This window comes from Streptomyces sp. NPDC004838 (genome assembly GCF_053600955.1).
In genome coordinates this window covers 15,199-36,056 of the sequence record NZ_JBSGAW010000003.1, presented here as the reverse complement: position 1 = coordinate 36,056, position 20,858 = coordinate 15,199, and the positions used below count along the sequence as shown (strand labels likewise).

At 70.3% G+C, this 20,858-nt stretch carries 18 protein-coding genes; 11 read left to right on the top strand and 7 right to left on the bottom strand.

The window, feature by feature from the left end; translation table 11 throughout:
- Nucleotides 1-266 precede the first annotated feature (266 nt).
- Both ACWEFL_RS04720 and pntB read left to right on the top strand, forming a co-directional pair.
- Nucleotides 267-1,799, top strand: a complete 1,533-nt coding sequence (locus ACWEFL_RS04720; protein ID WP_451707417.1) for a Re/Si-specific NAD(P)(+) transhydrogenase subunit alpha — start codon at nt 267-269, stop codon at nt 1,797-1,799.
- 1 nt (nt 1,800) lies between these two features.
- A complete protein-coding gene (gene pntB / locus ACWEFL_RS04715; RefSeq protein ID WP_451707414.1) occupies nt 1,801-3,219 on the top strand; it encodes a Re/Si-specific NAD(P)(+) transhydrogenase subunit beta in 1,419 nt (472 codons plus the stop codon).
- Between the two features lie 56 nt (nt 3,220-3,275).
- On the opposite strand, the gene ACWEFL_RS04710 is transcribed toward pntB, so the two are convergent.
- The 4 genes from ACWEFL_RS04710 to ACWEFL_RS04695 all read right to left on the bottom strand — a co-directional run bounded on the left by ACWEFL_RS04710 (nt 3,276) and on the right by ACWEFL_RS04695 (nt 8,202).
- The gene (locus tag ACWEFL_RS04710) at nt 3,276-5,546 is read right to left on the bottom strand and encodes a serine/threonine-protein kinase (RefSeq protein ID WP_451707412.1); all 2,271 of its coding nucleotides are present in this window, start codon (nt 5,544-5,546) and stop codon (nt 3,276-3,278) included.
- Between the two features lie 379 nt (nt 5,547-5,925).
- Complete coding sequence (locus tag ACWEFL_RS04705) at nt 5,926-6,543, bottom strand: TOPRIM nucleotidyl transferase/hydrolase domain-containing protein (RefSeq protein WP_451707409.1); 618 nt, start codon at nt 6,541-6,543, stop codon at nt 5,926-5,928.
- Nucleotides 6,544-6,647: 104 nt separating this feature from the next.
- On the bottom strand, nt 6,648-7,412 hold the full coding sequence (locus tag ACWEFL_RS04700) for a hypothetical protein (protein WP_451707406.1): 765 nt from the start codon (nt 7,410-7,412) through the stop codon (nt 6,648-6,650).
- Between the two features lie 145 nt (nt 7,413-7,557).
- Complete coding sequence (locus tag ACWEFL_RS04695) at nt 7,558-8,202, bottom strand: hydrolase (RefSeq protein ID WP_451707403.1); 645 nt, start codon at nt 8,200-8,202, stop codon at nt 7,558-7,560.
- 538 nt (nt 8,203-8,740) lie between these two features.
- Between ACWEFL_RS04695 and ACWEFL_RS04690 the strand changes: the two genes are divergently transcribed.
- Complete coding sequence (locus ACWEFL_RS04690) at nt 8,741-9,427, top strand: HEAT repeat domain-containing protein (protein WP_451707400.1); 687 nt, start codon at nt 8,741-8,743, stop codon at nt 9,425-9,427.
- Complete coding sequence (locus ACWEFL_RS04685) at nt 9,414-10,418, top strand: HEAT repeat domain-containing protein (RefSeq protein ID WP_451707397.1); 1,005 nt, start codon at nt 9,414-9,416, stop codon at nt 10,416-10,418. The genes ACWEFL_RS04690 and ACWEFL_RS04685 overlap by 14 nt, the downstream gene beginning before the upstream one ends.
- A gap of 186 nt (nt 10,419-10,604) precedes the next feature.
- Here ACWEFL_RS04685 and ACWEFL_RS04680 read toward each other — a convergent pair whose 3' ends face one another.
- Nucleotides 10,605-10,973 carry a winged helix-turn-helix transcriptional regulator gene (locus ACWEFL_RS04680; RefSeq protein ID WP_451707395.1) on the bottom strand — a complete coding sequence of 123 codons (369 nt, stop codon included), beginning with the start codon at nt 10,971-10,973 and terminating at the stop codon, nt 10,605-10,607.
- 354 nt (nt 10,974-11,327) lie between these two features.
- Between ACWEFL_RS04680 and ACWEFL_RS04675 the strand changes: the two genes are divergently transcribed.
- Together ACWEFL_RS04675 and ACWEFL_RS04670 are read left to right on the top strand one after the other, a co-directional pair.
- Complete coding sequence (locus ACWEFL_RS04675) at nt 11,328-11,684, top strand: DoxX family protein (protein ID WP_451707392.1); 357 nt, start codon at nt 11,328-11,330, stop codon at nt 11,682-11,684.
- A gap of 303 nt (nt 11,685-11,987) precedes the next feature.
- Nucleotides 11,988-12,629 (top strand): class I SAM-dependent methyltransferase, encoded by a 642-nt coding sequence (locus ACWEFL_RS04670; RefSeq protein ID WP_451707390.1) that lies wholly within the window; start codon nt 11,988-11,990, stop codon nt 12,627-12,629.
- Between the two features lie 295 nt (nt 12,630-12,924).
- Here ACWEFL_RS04670 and ACWEFL_RS04665 read toward each other — a convergent pair whose 3' ends face one another.
- Entirely contained in the window at nt 12,925-13,260 is a 336-nt protein-coding gene (locus ACWEFL_RS04665) for a tetratricopeptide repeat protein (protein WP_451707387.1), read from the bottom strand.
- Nucleotides 13,261-13,394: 134 nt separating this feature from the next.
- Between ACWEFL_RS04665 and ACWEFL_RS04660 the strand changes: the two genes are divergently transcribed.
- The 5 genes from ACWEFL_RS04660 to ACWEFL_RS04640 all read left to right on the top strand — a co-directional run bounded on the left by ACWEFL_RS04660 (nt 13,395) and on the right by ACWEFL_RS04640 (nt 19,334).
- Nucleotides 13,395-14,360, top strand: a complete 966-nt coding sequence (locus ACWEFL_RS04660) for a pirin family protein (RefSeq protein WP_451707384.1) — start codon at nt 13,395-13,397, stop codon at nt 14,358-14,360.
- Nucleotides 14,361-14,791: 431 nt separating this feature from the next.
- Nucleotides 14,792-15,559 (top strand): heavy metal-responsive transcriptional regulator, encoded by a 768-nt coding sequence (locus tag ACWEFL_RS04655; RefSeq protein ID WP_451707381.1) that lies wholly within the window; start codon nt 14,792-14,794, stop codon nt 15,557-15,559.
- A complete protein-coding gene (locus ACWEFL_RS04650; RefSeq protein WP_451707380.1) occupies nt 15,556-15,873 on the top strand; it encodes a hypothetical protein in 318 nt (105 codons plus the stop codon). The genes ACWEFL_RS04655 and ACWEFL_RS04650 overlap by 4 nt, the downstream gene beginning before the upstream one ends.
- A gap of 129 nt (nt 15,874-16,002) precedes the next feature.
- Nucleotides 16,003-16,968: a bile acid:sodium symporter gene (locus ACWEFL_RS04645; protein WP_451708088.1), complete on the top strand. Its 966-nt coding sequence runs from the start codon at nt 16,003-16,005 to the stop codon at nt 16,966-16,968.
- 311 nt (nt 16,969-17,279) lie between these two features.
- On the top strand, nt 17,280-19,334 hold the full coding sequence (locus tag ACWEFL_RS04640; RefSeq protein ID WP_451707377.1) for a hypothetical protein: 2,055 nt from the start codon (nt 17,280-17,282) through the stop codon (nt 19,332-19,334).
- Between the two features lie 75 nt (nt 19,335-19,409).
- Here ACWEFL_RS04640 and ACWEFL_RS04635 read toward each other — a convergent pair whose 3' ends face one another.
- Nucleotides 19,410-20,819 (bottom strand): hypothetical protein, encoded by a 1,410-nt coding sequence (locus ACWEFL_RS04635; RefSeq protein WP_451707374.1) that lies wholly within the window; start codon nt 20,817-20,819, stop codon nt 19,410-19,412.
- Nucleotides 20,820-20,858 lie beyond the last annotated feature (39 nt).

Below are 20,858 nucleotides of genomic sequence, written 5' to 3'. Positions count from 1 at the left end.
TCCGGCGTGAACTCACCGCGTCCGCGCCGCCTCCACCCGGCGGTCGGCGGCCGCGTACGGCCTCGTCGTGTCGCCCGCGCTCCGCCGCTCGTGGGCGTGGCTCACGGACCGCCCGCGAAGGTCAAGTCGGTGGGTGTGACATTGATCGCTGTCAGCGCGCTTCCGGTCCAGGTGGGAGTGGCTGATTCTGATCGAGGCCAAAACTCGGTTCAGCGTCAAGGTAGTGACCGGCCGTTGACGGCAACAGCAGCGAACGGAGAACACTCGTGATTGTCGGAGTCCTCATGGAAGCGCGGGCAGGTGAGAACCGTGTCTCGGCCACGCCGGCCACGGTCGAGCCGATCCGCAAGCTGGGGTACGACGTGGTCGTCGACTCGGGCGCGGGCGTCGCGGCGGGCTTCGCCGACAGCGCGTACGAGGCGGCCGGTGCGACCATCGGCGACGCGACGTCGGCGGACGTGGTGCTGGGGGTCAACGCCCCGAGTCCATCGCAGCTGGACCGGGTGCGGCCGGAGGCCACGGTGATCGCGCTGTTCGCGCCGGCGTTCGACCCGGTCATGGTCGAGGAGCTGGGCCGTCGCCCGTTCACGGCGCTGTCGATGGACGCCGTGCCGCGCATCAGCCGGGCACAGTCGATGGACGTGCTGTCGTCGATGGCGAACATCGCCGGGTACCGGGCGGTGGTCGAGGCGGCACACGAGTTCGGGCGGTTCTTCACCGGCCAGGTCACGGCGGCGGGGAAGGTGCCGCCGGCGAAGGTGCTGATCGCCGGTGCGGGTGTCGCGGGTCTGGCGGCGATCGGTGCGGCGGGGTCGCTCGGGGCGATCGTGCGGGCGACCGACCCGCGGCCCGAAGTGGCCGAACAGGTCCGGTCGCTGGGCGGCGAGTATCTGTCGATCGAGTCCCCGGAGGCCGAGGTCTCGGCGACGGGTTACGCCAAGGAGATGGGCGACGACTACAAGGCGCGCGAGGTCGAGCTCTACGCCGCGCAGTGCCGCGAGGTCGACATCGTCATCACCACCGCGCTGATCCCGGGGCGTCCCGCGCCGAGGTTGATCACCGAGGAGATGGTGGCGGGCATGAAGCCGGGTTCGGTGATCGTGGACATGGCGGCTGCCAACGGCGGCAACGTGGCGGGCACCGTGAAGGGGGAGAAGGTCGTCACGGAGAACGGTGTGACGATCATCGGGTACACGGATCTGGCGGGCAGGCTGCCGGCGCAGGCTTCGCAGATGTACGGCACGAACGTGCTGAACCTGCTGAAGCTGATGACTCCGGACCGGGATGCGCAGCTGGTTCTGGACTGGGACGACCCGGTGCAGCGCTCCATCACCGTCGTACGCAAGGGCGAGTCGGCGTGGCCGCCTCCGCCGGTGCAGGTCTCGGCGGCCCCGGCGTCGGCGAATCCGGGGCAGGGGCCGGAGAAGACGCTGGAGAAGAAGGCGCCGATGACGGCGACGCAGCGGTTCGGCGGGGTGGCCCTCGGGGCGCTGGCGTTGTTCCTCGCCGCCGCGTTCGCGCCGCCGGCGCTGCTGCCTCGTGTGACGGTCTTCGTGCTCGCGATCGTGATCGGCTACTACGTGATCGGCCATGTGCACCACGCACTGCATACGCCACTGATGTCCGTGACCAACGCGATCTCGGGGATCATCGTGGTCGGCGCGATGTTGCAGATTGGTCACTCGACGAGCACGGCCGTGATGGTGCTGTCGTTCGTGGCGATCCTTCTGGCCACCATCAACATCGTCGGCGGCTTCGCGGTGACGCGTCGCATGCTCGCCATGTTCAGCAGGAGTTGAGATGTCTGCGACCACTGCCGCCGAGGCGGCCTACCTCATTGCCGCGCTGCTGTTCATCCTGGCCCTCGCGGGACTCTCCAAGCACGAGTCGGCGCGGCTCGGCAACGCGTTCGGCATGCTCGGCATGGGGGTCGCGCTGGTCGCGACGCTCGTGCTCGCGGCAGCCGACGATCTCGGCTACGCCGACGTCGGCCTGCTGGCCGCGGCCATGCTGATCGGCGCGGCGATCGGACTGCGGCGGGCCGGCCGGGTGGAGATGACCGGCATGCCCGAACTGATCGCGCTGCTGCACTCCTTCGTCGGGCTGGCGGCCGTGCTGGTCGGCTGGAACGGCTTCCTCGACGTCGAGAACCGCCCGGACGGCCACGAGGCGAAGGCTCTGGACGCGCTCGGCACGCTGGGCATCCACCACGCCGAGGTGTTCATCGGCGTGTTCATCGGCGCGGTGACGTTCACCGGCTCCATCGTGGCGTATCTGAAGCTCTCGGCGCGGATCGATTCCAAGCCGTTGACGCTGCCCGGCAAGAACGCCCTGAACCTCGGCGCGCTGGGCCTGTTCATCGCCCTCACGGTGTGGTTCGTGGCCGCGCCGTCGTTGTGGCTGCTGATCGCGGTGACGGTGGTGGCGCTGGCTCTCGGCTGGCACCTGGTGGCGTCGATCGGCGGCGGTGACATGCCGGTCGTGGTCTCGATGCTCAACAGCTACTCCGGCTGGGCCGCGGCGGCCTCGGGCTTCCTGCTCGAGAACGACCTGCTCATCGTGACCGGTGCGCTGGTCGGCTCGTCCGGTGCGTATCTGAGCTACATCATGTGCAAGGCGATGAACCGTTCCTTCCTCTCGGTGATCGCCGGCGGCTTCGGCATTGAGGCGCCCTCGGGCTCGGACGTCGACTACGGCGAGCACCAGGAGATCAGCGCCGAGAGCGTCGCCGAGCTTCTGGGATCGGCCCGGTCGGTGGTCATCACGCCCGGGTACGGCATGGCCGTGGCGCAGGCGCAGTACCCGGTCGCGGAACTGACCTCGAAGCTGCGCGCGAAGGGCGTCGACGTACGGTTCGGCATCCACCCGGTCGCCGGTCGCCTGCCGGGCCATATGAACGTACTCCTGGCCGAGGCCAAGGTGCCCTACGACATCGTGCTCGAAATGGACGAGGTCAACGACGACTTCTCCGAGACCGACGTCGTCCTCGTGATCGGCGCCAACGACACGGTCAACCCGGCCGGGGCCGAGGACCCCGGCAGCCCGATCGCCGGTATGCCGGTGCTCACCGTGTGGGAGGCCGGCAAGGTCATCGTGTTCAAGCGCTCGATGGCCTCCGGGTACGCGGGCGTACAGAACCCGTTGTTCTTCCGTGAGAACACCTCCATGCTCTTCGGCGACGCGAAGGACCGGGTCGAGGACATCGTCGGCGCGCTCTGAGGAGCGTGACGACCGGGGCGAGGGGTGCGCGTACCGACAGGACGGGGCCCGGCTGTTCAGGAACGGTCGGGCCCCGCCCCTGTCAGCGCGTCGAGCGCGTACACCTTGCCGTCCAAGCTGCCGACGTAGACAGTGCCGTTGAACACCGTCGGGGAGGAGCCGATGCCGTCGCCGGTGGTGTAGGTCCATTTCATCCTGCCGGTCCGGGCGTCGACCGCGTGGACTCGGAAGTCGAGGCTTCCGGTGTAGAGGATTCCGTCCGCCACGGCCGGGGAAGAGCGGATGTTGCCGCCGGTCGTGTAGGCCCACTTCTGCCGTCCGGTGGCGGCATCCAGCGCGTGGAGCCTGCCGTCGTCGCTTCCGATGTAGAGGGTGCCGTCCACCACCACCGGAGCGGAGAAGAAGCTGCTGTTGGCGTCGTAGGTCCACTTCGTCCGCCCGGTCGGCGCGTCGAATGCGTAGACCTTGCCGTCGTGGTTTCCGACGTAGAGGGTTTCACCCACCACGACCGGGGAGGAGAGGATGCCGCCGTCGGTGGTGTAGGTCCATTTCACCGTGCCGGTTTGGGCGTCGAGTGCGTAGAGCTTGCCGTCGCTGCTGCCGGTGTAGAGGGTTCCGTTCGCCACCGTCGGGGCGGCGCGGATGTCGTCGCCGGTGGTGTAGGTCCATTTCATCGTGCCGGTCCGGGCGTCGAGTGCGTAGAGCTTGTTGTCCTCGCTGCCGATGTAGAGGGTTCCGTTCGCCACCGTCGGCGCGGCGCGGATGACTTCGCCGGTGGTGTAGGCCCACTTCTGTCGTCCGGTGGCGGCATCCAGTGCGTAGACCTTCCTGTCCCAGCTTGCGGCGTAGAGGATTCCGTTCGCCACCGTCGGGGAGGACTCGACGTTCTCGCCGGTGGTGTAGGTCCATTTCATCGTGCCGGTCCCGGCGTCGAGTGAGTAGACCTTGCCGTCGCTGCTGCCGGTGTAGAGGAATCCGTCCGCCACCGCCGGGGAGGACCAGATGCGGCCGCCTGTCGTGAAGCTCCAGGGTTTCGCCGGAGACGGCGCCGCCGACGGAGTGGGGGACCGGGCGGCGGAGCGGTTCGTGTCGAGGGTCTTGCCGCGGTTGTCCGGAGGGGGGTCCTCCCAAGTGGCGTAGAGAGTGAGGGCGGTCGCCAGGACGGCCGCGAGTCCGGCCGCCTGAACGGCACGCCGACGTCCGCGTCTGGGTACTCCGGCCGCCGGTGCGGCGGGCGGTGCGGTGGGGGACTCGGCCCGGTGTCCGGAGCGGTCCGGTCCGGGCGGCGGCGCGGTCGGGGGCCCGGCGGCCATGGGCAGGGCCTGCGATGCGGGGGAGGGGTTCGCGTGCCGCACGGCCGCTGCCGGGCCGGGGCCGTCCCCGGAACCGGGCACCGCGGTGTCCCCCGGCACGGGAACGGGCACGGCAGGCGCGATGTGGTGCGTGTCGGATCCGGGAACCGGCCTCATGGCCGCACCGGTTCCGGCGGCCGCTTCGGCCCCGGCGGCGGTGAGGGCGTTCTGGAGGCGGGTATGGGTGTCGCGGGCGGTGGCCGGCCGCTCGCCGGGATCCTTGGCGAGGAGGTCCAGTACGAGCCGGTCGAGCGCCGACGGTATGCCGTGGCGGTGGGTGCCGGGGGGTTCGGGTGACCGCTCGATGTGGGCGACGATCAGGGAAACGGACTCCAGGCCGTGGAACGGCTGGCGCCCGGTCAGCAGCTCGTACAGCACACAGCCCAGGGAGTAGAGGTCCCCGCGGCCGTCGCCGACCTTGCTGTTGAGGCGTTCGGGCGGCATGTAGGCGAGGGATCCGATCACCCGGCTGGCGTCCGTGACGGTGGAGAGGTAGCGCGCGATCCCGAAGTCCAGGACCTTGATCCGCCCCTCCGGCGTCAGCAACAGGTTCGCCGGCTTGAGATCGCGGTGCACGATCCCCGCCGTGTGGGCGGCGGCCAGTGCGTCGGCGGTCTGCGCGACCCAGTCCACCGCTGTCGCCACCGGCGGCGGTCCGTCCTGCCGCAGGACGGCGGCCAGGTCACGTCCCTGGAGCAGCTCCATCACCAGGAACAGGTCCCCGTCCGCCCCGTCCCGCCCGAGGTCGTGAACCGTGACGATCCCCGGGTGGGAGAGGGCCCCGGCGGTGCGGGCCTCGCGGAAGAACAGCCCGGCCGCCGTCTCCTCCGGTACGCCCCCGGACGGCTGGTGCAGCAGCTTCACCGCCACATCCCGGTGGATGACGGTGTCGAAGCCTCTCCACACCTCGCCCATTCCGCCGCGGCCCAGCAGCCCCCGCAGCTCGTACCGGCCCGCCAGCACCCGTACGGCCATCCCCGAACACCCCCAGACCAATCCCGTACGACCCCCGGCCCGGTACCCCCCGGTCCCGGACCCCCGCCACACCCGTCACATTCACCGTGCCCATTCCGGCTGCACCGCCGGAACGGCGGTGCAGCCGGAATGGGCACGCACCGCAGTGTAGAACCCCGGACACGGTCAACTCCCCGCTGCCCGCCCACGGTTCACCACGACGGCCGGGTCCCGGTATCCGGGGGCCGACCCTTCCCCGGACCGGCCGTGGTCTCGGCCGGGCTGCTGGTCCGCGACGAGCCGGGCGGCCGTGGCCCGGTCTCCGATCCACGGCAGCTCTGCAGCGCTTCGGCCGGCCCGCTCGCACACCACGTTGGAGGCTGTCGGCGCCGCCCGGCGGTCAGAGGCTGGTGAGCAGGCGGTCGAGTGGGGCGGGGGCGCGGTCGGGGTCGAGGGCCTCGACGAGGACGTGGCCGTAGCGGATCTTGCGCCCCTTCTTCGTGCCGAGGAAGCGCCGCAACTGCTGCTGTGGCGTGCGGCCACGCTGTGCCGGCTGGCGCAGGAACGTCTCGAGGGCGCGCAGGTCGCCCTCCGCCCGGACGAGTTCCTTCACCCGTGTCACGCCCAGCGTGCGGATGAGTTCGTCCTCCAGATCCGCCGCGCAGACGAAGAACTCCCGCTGTGCCGCACCGGCCCGCTCCAGGCCGCGGGTGTAGTAGGGACGCTCCGCCTCGTCGCACAGTCCCGTGAGGTCAAGTCCCAGGCCGGGTGGCCCGAGGAGGCCGGCGAAGCGCCCGACGTTCATCGCACCGCCCATCGACAGGACGCAGACTCCTTCGGTCTCCAGGTCCCGGCCGCGGCGCGCGGCCAGCGCGTTGACCGCCGCGGCGTCGCTCGGCCCTTCCAGCAGGACGGCCGTCCGGACGGGCAGTCGCGCGGCGAGTTCGCGCGCGGGATCGCCGGGGCCGCCGGCCGCCCAGGCGGTGACCGCTTCCCGGAACGATCCCATGTCGGTCATGAGACGAGTCTCAGCCCTTTCCGGCGACAACGAAAGCGAATATCCGCCGGTACGCCGAGCGGTGGTGAGCACGCGGCCCGGGATCCGGCCGGGTGGCGGCACCGTCAGACGGAAGAGGAGGCCGCACCGGCCAGGGCGTCGTCGATCCAGGCGAGCAGGTCTTCGGTCAGGTGCTCACCGCTCTGTGCGATGTCCTGCCCGATGGCGTTCAGGCCGAGGCGGTACACCGAGGTGCGGTCCCGGCCGTGGTGCCGCATGAACAGTCCGATGCCCGCGCCGTCGTCGCCGATCAGCACCCAGTGCGGCGCGTGCGCGCGGACCTCGTGGGCGTCGTTGCGCTCGGGAAGGAGATGCGGTCCGTAGATCACCATGCCGTCGGGGAGGCGGATCCCCGGTGTCGACCGCCACAGACGGGCGATGGCGGGGTTCGGCCCTTCGCGGAGCCCGGCGGCGAGTGCCGTCCGCACCGTCAGGAATCCCGCGAAGGAGTCGGCGAAGGGCTCCTCCTCTCCGGTGAAGCCGTCGCGCCGGACCACCGGGTGCTCATCGCCGTCGCGCGCGTCGAGTGCGAAGGAGTAGTCGTCGCCGCAGTCGCCGTCCTGATGGAACCAGAGCCGGTCACCGCCGGACCAGCCGTCGGTGAGGTCCAGCGCCGCGATGTGGTGGGGCGGCCCCGCGGTGGCGATCTCCTGCCTGCCGAGAGTCCCCTCGCCGTACTCGGTCAGCCACCACCGGTACGACCGGGACAGCGGACCGACGACCGACTCCGCCGCGCGAACGGCCGACTCGGGCTTCCCCGTGCCGGGCCGCGGAACGATCGCCGGAGCCCCCTCGATCAGGTCCCGCAGAAGTACAAGATCCGGCTGCATGGGCGCGAGTCTGTCACAGGGGCGGTCGCTGTCCGCGGGGGAGTGGGCCGACGCCCCCCCCAGCGGAGGGCCGTCGCGCGCGGCGGGCGCCCTCCGCCGGCCGGGGCGCGACGGGCATGGACGCGCGTCACCACGCCAAGGGCGTTCAGCGTTCGTCGAGGTCGTAGGCGAACTGCAGTCCGGCGGTGCCGCCGGTCTCGATGAAGAGCTTCATGAACGCTTCGGCGGTCTCCTCGCGCGCCCAGTCGCGTTGCAGCTCGCACAGGAGCTGGGGCCAGGTGATCAGCCGCGCTCCCGCCTGCTCGACACGCCGCAGCGCCGTCTCGTGCGCTGCCAGGGATGTGCCGCCGACCGCGTCCACCACGGGATACACCTCGTAACCCTCGCGAAGCGCGTCCAGGGTGGGGAACGTCAGACATGCCTCGGTCCAGAGCGCCGCCATGATCAGCTTTCGGCGGCCCGTCGCTTTCACGGCCTCGACGAACGCGGAATCCTCCCAGGCGTTGATCGAGGTGCGGTCGTACGTGGGCAGATCGTCGAGGACTCGCCGCAGCTGGGGTATCGGAGGCTTGTTGCGCCCGGTTTGTACGTTGACGGTCGAGTGGACGACCGGCAGCTCGTACAGCCGACCGATCTTGGCCAGTCCCACTACGTTGCTGACGAGCAACTGCCGGTCCATCGAGTCGATCGAGTTCACTTGGACCGGTTGATAGTCGATGACGATCAGGGCGGAGTTCTTCGGCGTCAGCAGCTCGTCGGTCTCCGGATCGCGGATGGGTTCGCTGGTCATACTCGACTCTCCCTGACTCGCGCTTCTGATGAATCGGACTCGCGCTTCTGATGGATCGATCAACGGGCTCCGCCGCACCGTGCGCCGTCAGCGGTCCCTCACGCGACGAGATGCGGTGCTCATCCGCCCGCTGACGTCGGAGGCCGGGTGTCCACCGCAAGCCGCCGATCCACGAGCACGCTTCCTGTCAGCGGCCGACGGTGATCGCGGCGTCGCCGCCGTGGCTTCGGCCGGCTGCGCCGTCCCGGCGGGGGCACCTGTGGGGCATTCCATTCCGCCGTGCGCTGCCCTGCTCCACTGACCAGCGTGGGGCATATCTCCGCCCGCGCAACTCAGCCGCGGTTCGAGGCCGTGCGGCCCCGCCCGCGCGGCCCGAGCCGGAGCGCGTGGAACGCGCTGGTCACGGCCGTTCGCCGACGGCTGTGACGAGGACGGCATCTCGTCGCGGAGCGTGAGGTCGCCGGGCCGTCCCTCGGCCCGGCTCCGCTTGACCTTGACACAGTGACAAGGTCTTCACTGTGTCAAGGAGGTGGGCCTCATGACCATGGCGAAAGAGGACACGAACATGATGCGAGCGCTCCAGGGGCTGGAGAACGACGACTCCTCGGTGCGGCTCCAGGCCGCGCTGGCGGTCGGCACGACCCCTGACCCGCGGTTCATCGACAAGCTCATCGAACGATGTGCGATCGAGCCCGAGTTCTACGTTCGTGACATGCTCACGTGGGCACTCACCCGCCACTCGGCGTCCATGACGGTCCCGCAGCTCCTCGACGAACTCCGCGCGGAGCGTGCGCAGGCACGGAGTCAGGCGTTGCACACCCTGTCCAAGATCGGGGACCGACAAGCGTGGCCCGCGATCACACGGGAACTGCTGTGCGACGCCGACGACGAGGTGGCCCGGGCCGCCTGGAGGGCGGCGGTCCTTCTCGCGCCCGACGGTGAGAAGCACCGGTTGGCCGTAGTGTTGGCGACGCGGCTCGGGCGCGGCGAGCGGGAGACGCAGCTGAGCCTCAGCCGGGCGCTGATCGCGCTCGGGGAGGTGATGCTGCCGACACTGAGCGCGGCGGCGACGGATCCCGACCCCCGCGTGCGCGCGCACGCCATCGCCACGGAACGGCTGTGGCGCGACCCGGATGCCGGATTCGAGTTCGCGATCGAGGAGGCGAAGCGCGTCGTAGCCCTCGACGGCCGGCCGGGAGCGGAGGAAGACGGTGTTGATCGGTGATGTCGCGCGACGGTCCGGGGTGAGCGCCCGCATGCTCAGGCACTACGAATCGCTCGGCCTGGTGCGGCCGACGGGGCGTACCCACTCCGGCTACCGGGAGTACTCCGGCGAGGACATGCGGCGGATCTTCCACATCGAGAGCCTCCGGTCATTGGGGCTCTCGCTTCGCGACGTCGGCCGAGCACTCGACGACCCCGGCTTCGCGCCCGCGGAGCTCGTCGACGACCTCATCCGCCAGACGCGAGACCGCATCGCGGCGGAGACGGAACTGCTCACGCGACTCCGCCGGATCGGCGCCGCGGGACCCGCCGACTGGGAGGACGTCCTCCAGATCGTCGCGCTCCTCCACGCGTTGGGGTCGAAGAGCGCGGGGGCGCGGCAGCGCGCGGCCCTGTCCTCGGTCGAGGAGGTTCCCGTACCGGTGGAAGTACTGGTCGAGGCCGTGCTGAGCGAGCCGGACCCGAACGTCGCCGGAGCCCTTCGTTGGGCTCTGGCGCAATCGGGCGAGGACGGGCCGGCACTGCTGGCCGAGGGCCTCGGCTCACCCATGGCCGAGGTCCGCGAACGTGCCGTCCGGTCCATCGCCGAGATTCCGAACCGTGAGGCGACCGCGGTGCTGCGGGACGCCCTCACGAACCCCGACGTCGTGGTCCGCAGGTACGCGGCTCTGGCGCTCGGGACACGTGAAGTGGCCGACGCGGTCCCGACGCTCATCGACATGGTCGTCGAGGGTGCGAATGACGTCGACGCTGCCGACGCACTGGGCACGCTGGCGAGTGACCCCGCGCTCGCGGATCAGATCGCCACCAAGCTCGTCGACCGCCTCGCCCACGGCACCGTCGCATCGTCCGCACGTCGACGGCTGACACAGGCGCTCGCGGATATCCCGGGAAACACGACGTCACGTGCCCTCGCGGATCTGTCACATGACGAAGACCGCGCCACCGCGCTTACCGCGGCCTACCTTCTCAAGCTGCGCAACGCACCATAGCGAATCTCCCCTGGAGCGCTGTGCGCGTGGCACCCACTTGTCGCCGGTCACCGCCGACAGGTCCACGGCATCGCCGATGCCCCCGGCCGGACCGCGCCTTGCCCCACGCGGTACAGACGTACCGCTTCGGGGCGGGTGGATACCCCGTCGAATCCGGGGGAGAGCATCCCGTGGCCCCTCTCGGGCCTACGCCGTCGATCCTCCGACCTGCTCCTCGGCCTGCGTGTTGAGGCACTTCTCCGCCCATCGGCCGAGTTCCGCCATCGCGGGCTCCAGGCCCGCTCCCGCGTCGGTGAGCCGGTAGCGCACGCCCAGCGGCGGGCCCTCGACCACCTCGCGCACGATGAGCCCGGCGGCGCTCAGTTCGGTGAGCCGGTCCGACAGCATGCGCTCGCTGATGCCCCGGACCCTGCGGCGCAGATCGGCGAAATGGACCGGACCGTCGCCCATCAACGTGAAGAGGATCATCCCCGTCCAGCGCTTCCCGAGCAGGGCGAAAACCTGAGTCAGACGCTCGTGCGCCCCGCTCCCCTCGACGCACCCCTCCTCGCTCATGCGGTCAGTCTAAGGGTTGTCCCTTCGTCCCCGACGGGCACGCCGCGACGGCCACGGCACTTCCCCTGGGCCTCGCGGCCCGGGAGGCGCCCCCGCGCCGAGCTGTCGGAACCTTCGCATACGCCCGGTGTGCGAACGTCCCTCCGCCTGGCGAGGCACCGCATCCGGGTGCGCGAGCGGTGCCGCATCCGGAACCGCCCGCGCCGACCCGCCACGGATCACGGGACAGCCCTCGGTCGACCGTGGAGCGGCCGAATCCGATGGCTGCGAAAAAGTAAGCCCCTGTGGTATTCATAGGGGCGGCAAAATCCGCCGCCCCTATCTGTACGGTCAAACGGTCCACTGGAGTCCGCCATGTTCATCGCCACCTTCGTGCTGTCCGCGCTGCTCGCGCTCGCCTTCCTCGGAGCGGGAAGCGGCAAGGTGGCCGGCAACAACCCCAAGATGCTCGAGTCCGCCGCGCACCTGGGCTATTCGGCGCGTACCTACCAGGTGATCGGCGCTCTGGAGCTGGCCGGAGCGGTGGGCGTGGCGGTCGGGCTGTGGTGGGCCCCCCTCGGGATCGCGGCGGCGTCCGGACTCGTGCTGGTGATGGCCGGAGCCGTGATCAGCCACATGAAGGCCAAGGACGCCTTCGCGCTCACCGCGCCCTCGCTCGTCCTGGGCCTGCTCGCGGCGGCGACGCTCGTCCTGCGGATCGCGACGGCCTGATCGCCGCGGCTCGCCGCCGCGCCTCGGGGGGACGCGCCTCGGGCGGCGTGCCTCCGGTGGCGCGGCTCGCCGCCGTGGCCGGAGGTCTCCGGAGCCGTCGGGCTTCCGCGCCGCACCGCTGTCCCCCTCCGCCCGTTCAGACTCGCCGCTCTGCCTCCTGCGCCGCTGTGCGCGGTGCCCCCGGGCGGAGCGGTACGCCCGGCCGCGGGCACCTTGTCCCGCTCAACGCGCAACGGACCAGGGCGTGTTGAAAGGCCGTTTGCCGGTCCCGGCTGTCGGCGACGGCCCGTTAGGGTTGCGGGAATGAGCAGCAAATGGGAGATGAACGGGGCGTTCACGGAGCCGCAGCCCGGTGTGCAGTGGTACTACGAGCAGTACGCGGAGGCGCTGGCGGGCCGCTACGAGGGAGTGGCCTTCGACGCCGTCTACGGGGACGTACTGGCCTGCCTGCCCGAACCGCCCGCCACAGTGGCGGACATCGGCGCGGGCACCGGCCGGGACGCCGCGGCGCTGACGCGGCTCGGGTACCGGGTCACGGCCGTGGAGCCGGTGAACCAGATGCGGGAGATCGCGGTCCGGCTGCACCAGGAGGAGGTGACCTGGCTCGCGGACGCGCTGCCCGAGCTGAGCCTCGTGGAGGGGACGTTCGACCTGCTGCTGCTCTCCGCGGTGTGGATGCATCTGGACGGGGACGAACGGCCGGTCGCCATGGCGCGGCTGAACGACCTGCTGGTGGCGGGCGGTCGGCTGGTTCTGACCCTGCGTCACGGAAGGCCGCCGCGGGACCGGCGGATGTTCGACGTCCCGGCCGGGGAGACCGTGGAACTCGCCGCGGCCCATGGTCTGCGACTGGTGTACAACGGCGGCGGTGAGGATCAGCTCGGGCGGGACGGAGTGACCTGGAGCCAGCTGGTCTTCGAAAAAAGGGGCATACGGCCGAGCTGAACGGGTGGCACGCGGTCGATCCGACGGCCGGCGGGCCGGCCGCGCCGCTTTCCGCCCGTGTCCTCTAGGGCGTCCCGCCCGACCCCGGCGGGACCCGCCACCCTCCCCGTATGCGGACCGCGTACGGCACCGGGCGGCGAGGCGCTCCCCGGCGTCGGACGCCCGGTGCCGGAAGCTCCGACTCCCTCGCCGGTTCCGGCACCGTCCACGACCGAGGGGCGGACGGCCCCTGGTGCGGTGTGCCGTCCGCCGCGCGTCGTCCGCCGGGCGTTGTTCCTCGCTCCTCGCTCCTCGGTCAGTCTCCGGACATGGCCGCGGCCATCCGCAGATGCGGGGCCGCCTCCGCCGCCCGCCCCTGCCGCTCCAGGGTGCGGCCGAGCATCAGCCGTGCGTAGTGCTCCACCGGGCTCAGCTCCAGAACGGCGCTCAGCTCCGTCTCGGCCCGGCCCAGCTGGGCGGAGTGGTAGTACGAACGGGCGAGCAGCAGCCGCGGCGCGATCTGCTCCGGGGCCTCGGCGACGAGCCCGCGCAGAATACGGGCGGCCGTCTGGTACTCCTTGGCCTCGAAGAACAGCTGCGCACGGTCCCACCGCTCGGCGGCGGTGCCGAACTCGTAGTAGGTCTCGCTCACTCGTCTCACCCGTCTTCGGAATCACTGCCGGTCGTTTGCATTCGCCTCAACGGAGGCGGATAGTTGAATATTCCACTATCGTCCGGCGTGTGGGGGCTGACCTCCGCCGCCCCGACAGGAATAGGTTGAGCGCCATGAGCAATCTCGATCGTCAGGCGGCGCTCTCCGTCTGCGGCGGCCGTGGCTTCGTCGCCGCCGAGCCCGTACGCGAACTTCTCAGCCCCCGCAAGGTCCAGCTCGGCGAGTCCACCGAGGTCCGCCGACTGCTGCCCAACCTCGGCCGCCGTATGGTCGGAGCCTGGTGTTTCGTCGATCACTACGGTCCCGACGACATCGCCGACGAGCCCGGAATGCAGGTTCCGCCGCATCCGCACATGGGCCTCCAGACCGTCAGCTGGCTCCATGAGGGTCAGGTGCTGCACCGCGACAGCACGGGCAGCCTCGCGACCATCCGCCCCCGCGAACTCGGCCTGATGACCTCCGGTCGGGCGATCAGCCACTCCGAGGAGAGCCCCAAGTCGCACGCCCGGTTCCTGCACGGAGCCCAGCTCTGGGTGGCGCTCCCCGACGCCCACCGCCATGTGGAACCGCACTTCCAGCACCATGCGGACCTCCCGACGGTCACGGCCCCCGGTCTGACCGCGACGGTCATCCTCGGCACCCTCGACGGCGCGGCCTCGCCCGGCACGACCTACACCCCGATCGTCGGCGCCGACCTGAAGCTCACCGCGGGCGCGGAACTGAACCTTCCCCTCGACCCCGACTTCGAGTACGCCGTCCTGTCCATGTCCGGCGAGGCCCATGTCGACGGGGTTCCGCTGCTCCCCGGCTCCATGCTCTACCTCGGCTGCGGCCGGGCAGAGCTCCCCCTGCGTGCCGCGTCCGACACCGGTCTGATGCTGCTCGGGGGCGAGCCGTTCGAAGAAGAGCTGATCATGTTCTGGAACTGGATCGGCCGTACCCAGGAGGAGATCGTCCAGGCGCGCCAGGACTGGATGGAAGGAACGAGATTCGGTGAGGTGAGGGGATATGGCGGGGGCCCCCTGCCTGCCCCCGAGCTGCCGCCGGTGCCGCTGAAGCCTCGAGGAAGAGTGCGCTGACCTGTTTGAACGACGGCACGGTCGAGGTGGACAAGTGACGTGCCACGGTGCGTTGCTCTCTCGTCCCGCTTGCCTGCGCGACTGCCCCCGGGACTGCCGTTTACCTTGTACCCGGCCCCCGGGGGCAGTCTGCGCTGTGGTCGGCTGTGGCAGAACGCTTGCTGACTTTTGCTGACTTTCCTGCCCTCGGCCGACGCGTGCAGTGCATGCGCCCCGTCCGCCCGGCCCCAGAACCCGGAAGCAAGCAAAAACTCCTCACCGGAACCACCCACCGCGCGAGCGACATCGAGCGAGCCGCATCCTCCGTCCGCGACGCCTTGCGCCAAGTCGGCCACATCACCGACATCCCTGCCCCCTCCGGGTGCCGTGCCTGGGGCGCTGCGATGCGACACTTGACCTTCGAGTCGGGTTGAAGGTTTACCTTCGGTGGCGTGACGACCTACCGCATCTCGCAACTGGCCGAACGCTCCGGCGTACCGGCCACGACGCTTCGCTTCTACGAGGACGCCGGTCTGCTGCCCGCTGACCGCACACCGTCGGGGTACCGGGTGTACGGCGAGGACGCGGTGGAGCGCCTGGCCTTCATCTCCTCGGCCAAGATGCTGGGCCTGGCCCTGGAGGAGATCCGCGAGCTGCTGGAGGTCCGGGAGGAAGGGGTGTGCGCGTCCGTACGGGCGAGGATGCTGCCGCTGGTCGCCGACCGGATCACCCAGACCGACGGCCGCATCGCCGAGCTGCGCGCGTTCTGCGCACACCTGGCCGGTGTCCACGCCGAACTGTCCGGGCCCGCGCCCGTAGGAGCGTGCGGTCCCGACTGCGGCTGCACCACGAACCCGGCGGCCGGGCCCGTGCCGGTCGCTCTGTCACCGACCCGCCTCGAGCAGGCCACGGAGTCATGGCGGGAGGTACCAGTGGCCTGCACACTGGGCGGCGCCGAGCTGGGCGAGCGCACCCAGCAGTGGCGGCAGCTGACCGGCAAGGCCGAGGGACGCGAGAAGATCAACGACGGCGTACGCCTGTCCTTCCCCGCCGGCGCCGAGCTCGCCGGCGAGGTCGCGGCCCTCGCCGCGGCCGAGCAGGGCTGCTGCGCGTTCTTCGACTTCCGTCTGCACCTGACCCCGACTGCTCTCCAGCTGGAGGTGCGGGCACCCGAGTCCGCCGCCGAAATGCTGGCCGACCTCTTCGGAGTACCCGCATGACCACCTCGCCCCCTTCCCGCTCGTCCCGGCCGTGGGGTGCCGTCGGCGCCGGCGCGGCCGCGATCGCCGCCTGCGCGGTGTGCTGCGCGGGCCCGCTCCTGGCCATTCTCGGCGGCATCGGCGTCACCTCCGCGATCGCAGCGCTGTGGGTGCCCGCCCTCGCGGTGCTGGCCGTCGCCGCCGGGCTGGGCGTCCTGGTCGTGCGGCGGTGGCGCCGGACGGCAGCCTGCCGGACCGCTCCGGCGCGGGCCGACCTCGGCATGCCGACCCTCGGCCCGCGCCCGGACACGGACAGCCGCAAGGCCCCTCGCTGAGCGGGAGCCGCAGCCTGGCCGCCACGGTGGCCTGTGAGGATGAAACGCACGGCCGCCGCGAGGCCGCCGGCACAGCACGAAGGAGCAGTTCGGGTGTCGCAGCAGGGACCGCAGGGTCTGGTCGAGCGGATGGAACTCCACCAGGTCGCGATCTATCTGGCGGCGCTCGCCGCCGGGGGGCTGCTCGGCTGGACGGCCTCCGGCCTCGGGCCGGGGCTGGAGCACACGATCAACCCAGTGCTCGGTGCGCTGCTGTTCGTCACCTTCCTCCAGGTCCCGGCCGCCGAACTGCTGCGCTCCCTGCGCGACGGCCGGTTCCTGTCCGCCGCGGTGCTCGTGAACTTCGTGGTGGTGCCGCTGGTCGTCGCCGCGATGTTCACGTTCCTGCCCGCCGACCAGGCGGTCCGGCTCGGTGTCCTGCTGGTGCTGCTGTGCCCGTGCGTGGACTACGTGATCGTCTTCTCCGGGCTCGCCGGCGGCTCCAGCCGCCGTCTACTGGCCGCGACTCCGGTCCTCCTGGTCGCCCAGATGCTGCTGCTCCCGGGCTTCCTCTACCTGTTCATGGGCTCGGAGCTCGCCGACATCGTCGAGGTGGGCCCGTTCGTCGAGGCGTTCGTCGTCCTGATCGTCATCCCGCTCGCCCTCGCCTGGGCCCTGCAGGCGTGGGCCGCGCGCCGACTGGCCGGACAGAAGGTCTCCGATGCGGCGACCACCACGATGGTGCCGCTCATGGCCGCCACGCTGCTGGTCGTGGTCGCCTCCCAGGTACCCAAGCTCGGCGACAGCCTGACCGACGTCGCCGCCGTTGTCCCGTTCTACGCGGCGTTCCTCCTGGTGATGGCGTTCGCCGGGAAGGCCGTGGCCCGCCTGTTCCGGCTGGACCCGCCCGCGGGCCGGGCACTTGTCTTCACCGGGGCGACCCGCAACTCCCTCGTCGTCCTGCCCTTGGCCCTGGCGCTGCCCGACTCGCTGGCCGTCGCCGCGGTCGTCGTGGTCACCCAGACGCTGGTCGAAGTCCTCGGCATGGTCGCCTACGTCCGCCTCGTGCCTCGCCTGGTGCCTTCGGAAGAACCGGTCGGGGCCGCCGCGCGCTGACCTCGTCATGGCAGCGAGGTCTCACCGGGGCGACTTGGCCGTGCGTTCGGGATGGGCAGCGGTGATGTAGCGCATGGCGGCACCGTCGCTGAGGTCGATCCGTTCTGCGCTGGCGACTGGAAGGCGGGGGCGCCACGAACGTCTTCGTGACGCTGTCGATGCCTCGGGCGTTGCCTCGGGCGGTCCTGTGACCTGAAGGAAACCCTGGCTTGCGAAACCGTGATTCCGGTCATGGTCCGTCGCTCAGGGGCGTGCTGGGGTGGGTGACGTGTGCATGCCGTTTATCGAGACTGGGGTGAGGAATGAGACGTTTGATTCTGTCAGCGTGGAAACATGCGACTGGGGCTGCCGCGCTGACGTTATTAGTGGGGGCGGGTGTCGCAGCCGCGTCCCCTGTTCCCTCGGTGTCAGGGCCGGAAGCCTCGCCGGCTGAAGTGGCGGCGGCCGGACCAGAGGACCCGGCGGTCACTGCCGCGGCAGCCAACCGGCCGGTGTCGGGCAGGACCCCGTCGGCCGGCCCCAAGTTCTCCAAGGCGGGAACTGTCTGGCGGGTCATCACCCCAGAGGTGGTGCTGCGGAACACGGTGACCGACGCGGACGGCGACAGGGTGAACCTGACGTTCCAGGTGTACACCACGAACGCGGACGGTACTCCGAAGGCGCAGGTCGACCTCGATGGTCCGGGTCAGCATGGTGTGCTGGTGTCACCGTATGTGGCCTCGGGCGGCATAGCGAAGGTGCCGGTGCCCTACGGCAAGCTGAAGCCCGGGGTGCTGTACACGTTCCGTACCTCCGCCTACGACGGCAGCCTGTACGAGACGACATGGTCGCCGTGGGCCGACTTCCGCATCGACCCGTATGTGAAGTTCCCTGCGGCGCAGACTTCGTCAACGATCAACTCGACCGCGCAGGAGATCATCGAGTTCAACCGGTCGGATCCGGGGCCGGCCCTGCCGGCATTCGCCGCGAACGGTGCGGTGAAGCGCAAGGCCACGCAGGAACGTACCTGCGGCAAGCCGGACACCGAGGGCCGCAAGATCTGCATCGAGCTGTCTCCTCCCACCGCGGAGTCGAAGGCGCGCGCCAAGAAGCGCGCCGAGGCTCAGGTGGCGACGGCCGGCAAGGTCGGCAAGTCTCCTGCCGCGGCGGCGCCTGCTGTGGAGCTGGTCGACTGGTGCTGGGCCAAGCCGGTGGGCAAGGACTACATGACCCGGGGAGAGGCGTGCCTGAAGAACGTCGGGTCTGCAAACCTGGTGTTCGTCGACACGGGGCAGAATGTGACGATCGGCTTCGCCAAATTCGACTTCGAACAGCGCATCAAGGCGTATCCGAACAAGGGCGCCTCCGGGTCGAACTTCGCCGAGTTCGACCAGCAGATCGCGATCGTGCCGGTCTCGATCGACAAGGCGCTCAAAGGCGTCACGATGAAGTGGAACATCGGGTCGACGTGCTCGTCGTGTGTGACGTCGAACGTGAAATGGACTGACGCGCAGAACAACCCCGCCGGGCCGGCCGCGTACTGGAACGTGGACGGCTTCGATCCACCGTACGGCGATCGGTGGGGTCGGGTATCGACCACGTGGAACGGCACGGGCAAGGAGGTAATCGACCTGGGCTGGTCGGTGACCGCGACCGTGGACGCCAGCGCCACCGCGACGGCGACGGCTGACTTCGGCACCAGCGGTGACGTGCGGGTGAGGGAACTCGCGCCGCGCTGCGACGACATCGTCGGGGGCTCGGCGCCGGGCTGCGTGCTGCCGTTCTTCAAGACCACCTGGACGGTGGACACCAACCTGTATCCGGCCGCCGGAGCATACTACTGGTACATGCAGCAGGTGATGCCCGATCATGCCGGCTCGGCGCGGTGGGACTCGCTGATGCACTACCTGGGACCGGACACCCCGGTCAAGAACAGCTCCGGCGGTACGTGGACGTCGGACAACAGCCGCGCAGTCGTGTGTGGTCCCAGCTCTGGTTGGAGCGTGCATCCGGCCGATGCGTCGGTGGGGACGGTTGACTGTGACGAGTTCGCGATGGCCTCGACGCACGAGTCCGGCGGCTACCCGAAGAGCGTGAACCTGGTGACGTCGGGCAGCAAGTGCGCCCAGTTGTTCACCGACAAGATGGGCGACGGTTCGGCGGACTTCGGCGTCCTCGCGGACACCCGCACGGCGACGAACGGGCCGGGCGGGACGGAGCGGTGCGGGCGGGCCGCGATCCCGAGCAGGCAGAACCAGATGGCGTTCAGTGGATTCCCGGCCCCGAGCTGGCGGATGCTGGACGGTGACGGGTTCTTCGTGACCCTTCCGGGGTTCGAGCACTGCCCGTCAACCGCGACTACCTGCACGTGGCGGAAGGTCGGCTGACGCAATCTGAGCGACAGGCTCATGAACACCGGCAGGGGCCAGCCCGCGGGGCTGGCCCCCTGTTCTTATGCATGGTCAGCCGGTCAGGGGCTGCCACCGGTCTTCCTGTGCCGGGTCGATACTGCTGAGCCACACCAGCGCCCCGCCGATCAGACCGGGCCTGTCCCCCGTGGCCAGGACCGGGGCTTCGAGCATGTCGGCAGCCTCCTCCAGGTAGGTGACCAGGGTGTCGAGTACTTCACCGGGGCCTTCGTTGTAGCGGGACCACCGGCCCAGATAGCCGCTCTCAGCGTCCAGGTACAAGCCCGAGGTCCTGTCAGACGGGCCCAAGGCCACAACGGGAATCCAGGTGGCCTTCCAGACAGTGATCCGTTCGACTTCGGGGCGGCCGGCATGGAGTGCGTCCTCGTGGGCCTGGGAATCCATCTTCAGTCGGTAGACGGCGGCCACGGCGTCCAGGGTCATCAGAGCCTTGTTGCCCGGAAGACATCCCCAGCCATCGCCCCCGTCGTCGCCCGCTGTCAGAAGCCACAGGGCGTGCAGCTCAACGGGTATCCGGATGCCGAGATCGTCTTCCAGGCCGGCGATGGCGGCGGGGCCGGCACCAGCGCGGAGCGCAGCGTAGGAGTCGGGGGCGTGGTGCTTCAGCCAGCCGGTGATGCGCTGCCAGGCATCGGCGATCTCTCGTACGGTGACCGCGTCGGCGGCCGGGTCGGCAGGCCCGCCCTGGTCCTGGTCCTGGTCCTGGTCCTGGTCCTGGTCCAGGACGTCCGCAGCGTGCTCGGCCGAGGTGGCCGGGTTCACGTACCGGACCTCGATCCGCTCCGGCTCGCGGATGTAGCCAATGACCAGAGCCGGGCAGTCCTCAAACAGGTCGCCATCGACTGTCACGGTTAAGACGCCAGGCAGGCCCGAAGGCAGACCCATATCCGGGTCGTCCGCCAACTGGCCGGCCAGAACCTTCAGGGCGTAAGGGACGCCCGCCCCGAGCTGAATGGCGGTGTCACGTACGTGCTGCGGGATCTCAACGTTCACGGCCTGGTGCTCCTCGCTGATCGGATGGAGGACGGTGCCTCTCACCACTAGGACGCCCGCGCTCACCGGCGGGGCACAAAGGGTACTGATCGTTGGTCTGGGCGCGCCGTTGAACGACGGCACCGCGTCTGGCCTCCGTGGTCGAAGTACAGCGACGGCCGGTCGCCCGTCGCGCGTCGCCTGCCGGACGTCGGCCTCTGCGATCCGCGCGTGGGACAGACCCCGGCACGGAAGGCCGCGCAGGCGGCACGCGGGCAGCGGCCGAAGGAGCGGTCCGGCAAGGCGCAGCGCTCCGCGTCCCTCGCTCTCCAGGAGGCAGCCCCAGCGCTCGGTGTGACCGACCATGGCACCGAGCTCGCGGCGGGACAGCCCGCGCCGCCGCCGGTGCCACTCCACCCGCTCCCCGACCACGCTGGCCAGATGCGGCTTAGCAGCCGGCGCATCATCCACGGCTCCGTTCCCCCGTGACACAATCGGACGTCCTGAGTA

Coding starts and splice junctions, on each gene's coding strand:
- pntB (WP_451707414.1), top strand. CDS start 1,801: ATGTCTGCGACCACTGCCGCCGAGGCGGCCTACCTCATTGCCGCGCTG.
- ACWEFL_RS04710 (WP_451707412.1), bottom strand. CDS start 5,546: ATGGCCGTACGGGTGCTGGCGGGCCGGTACGAGCTGCGGGGGCTGCTG.
- ACWEFL_RS04705 (WP_451707409.1), bottom strand. CDS start 6,543: ATGACCGACATGGGATCGTTCCGGGAAGCGGTCACCGCCTGGGCGGCC.
- ACWEFL_RS04700 (WP_451707406.1), bottom strand. CDS start 7,412: ATGCAGCCGGATCTTGTACTTCTGCGGGACCTGATCGAGGGGGCTCCG.
- ACWEFL_RS04695 (WP_451707403.1), bottom strand. CDS start 8,202: ATGACCAGCGAACCCATCCGCGATCCGGAGACCGACGAGCTGCTGACG.
- ACWEFL_RS04690 (WP_451707400.1), top strand. CDS start 8,741: ATGACCATGGCGAAAGAGGACACGAACATGATGCGAGCGCTCCAGGGG.
- ACWEFL_RS04680 (WP_451707395.1), bottom strand. CDS start 10,973: ATGAGCGAGGAGGGGTGCGTCGAGGGGAGCGGGGCGCACGAGCGTCTG.
- ACWEFL_RS04675 (WP_451707392.1), top strand. CDS start 11,328: ATGTTCATCGCCACCTTCGTGCTGTCCGCGCTGCTCGCGCTCGCCTTC.
- ACWEFL_RS04670 (WP_451707390.1), top strand. CDS start 11,988: ATGAGCAGCAAATGGGAGATGAACGGGGCGTTCACGGAGCCGCAGCCC.
- ACWEFL_RS04660 (WP_451707384.1), top strand. CDS start 13,395: ATGAGCAATCTCGATCGTCAGGCGGCGCTCTCCGTCTGCGGCGGCCGT.
- ACWEFL_RS04650 (WP_451707380.1), top strand. CDS start 15,556: ATGACCACCTCGCCCCCTTCCCGCTCGTCCCGGCCGTGGGGTGCCGTC.
- ACWEFL_RS04645 (WP_451708088.1), top strand. CDS start 16,003: ATGGAACTCCACCAGGTCGCGATCTATCTGGCGGCGCTCGCCGCCGGG.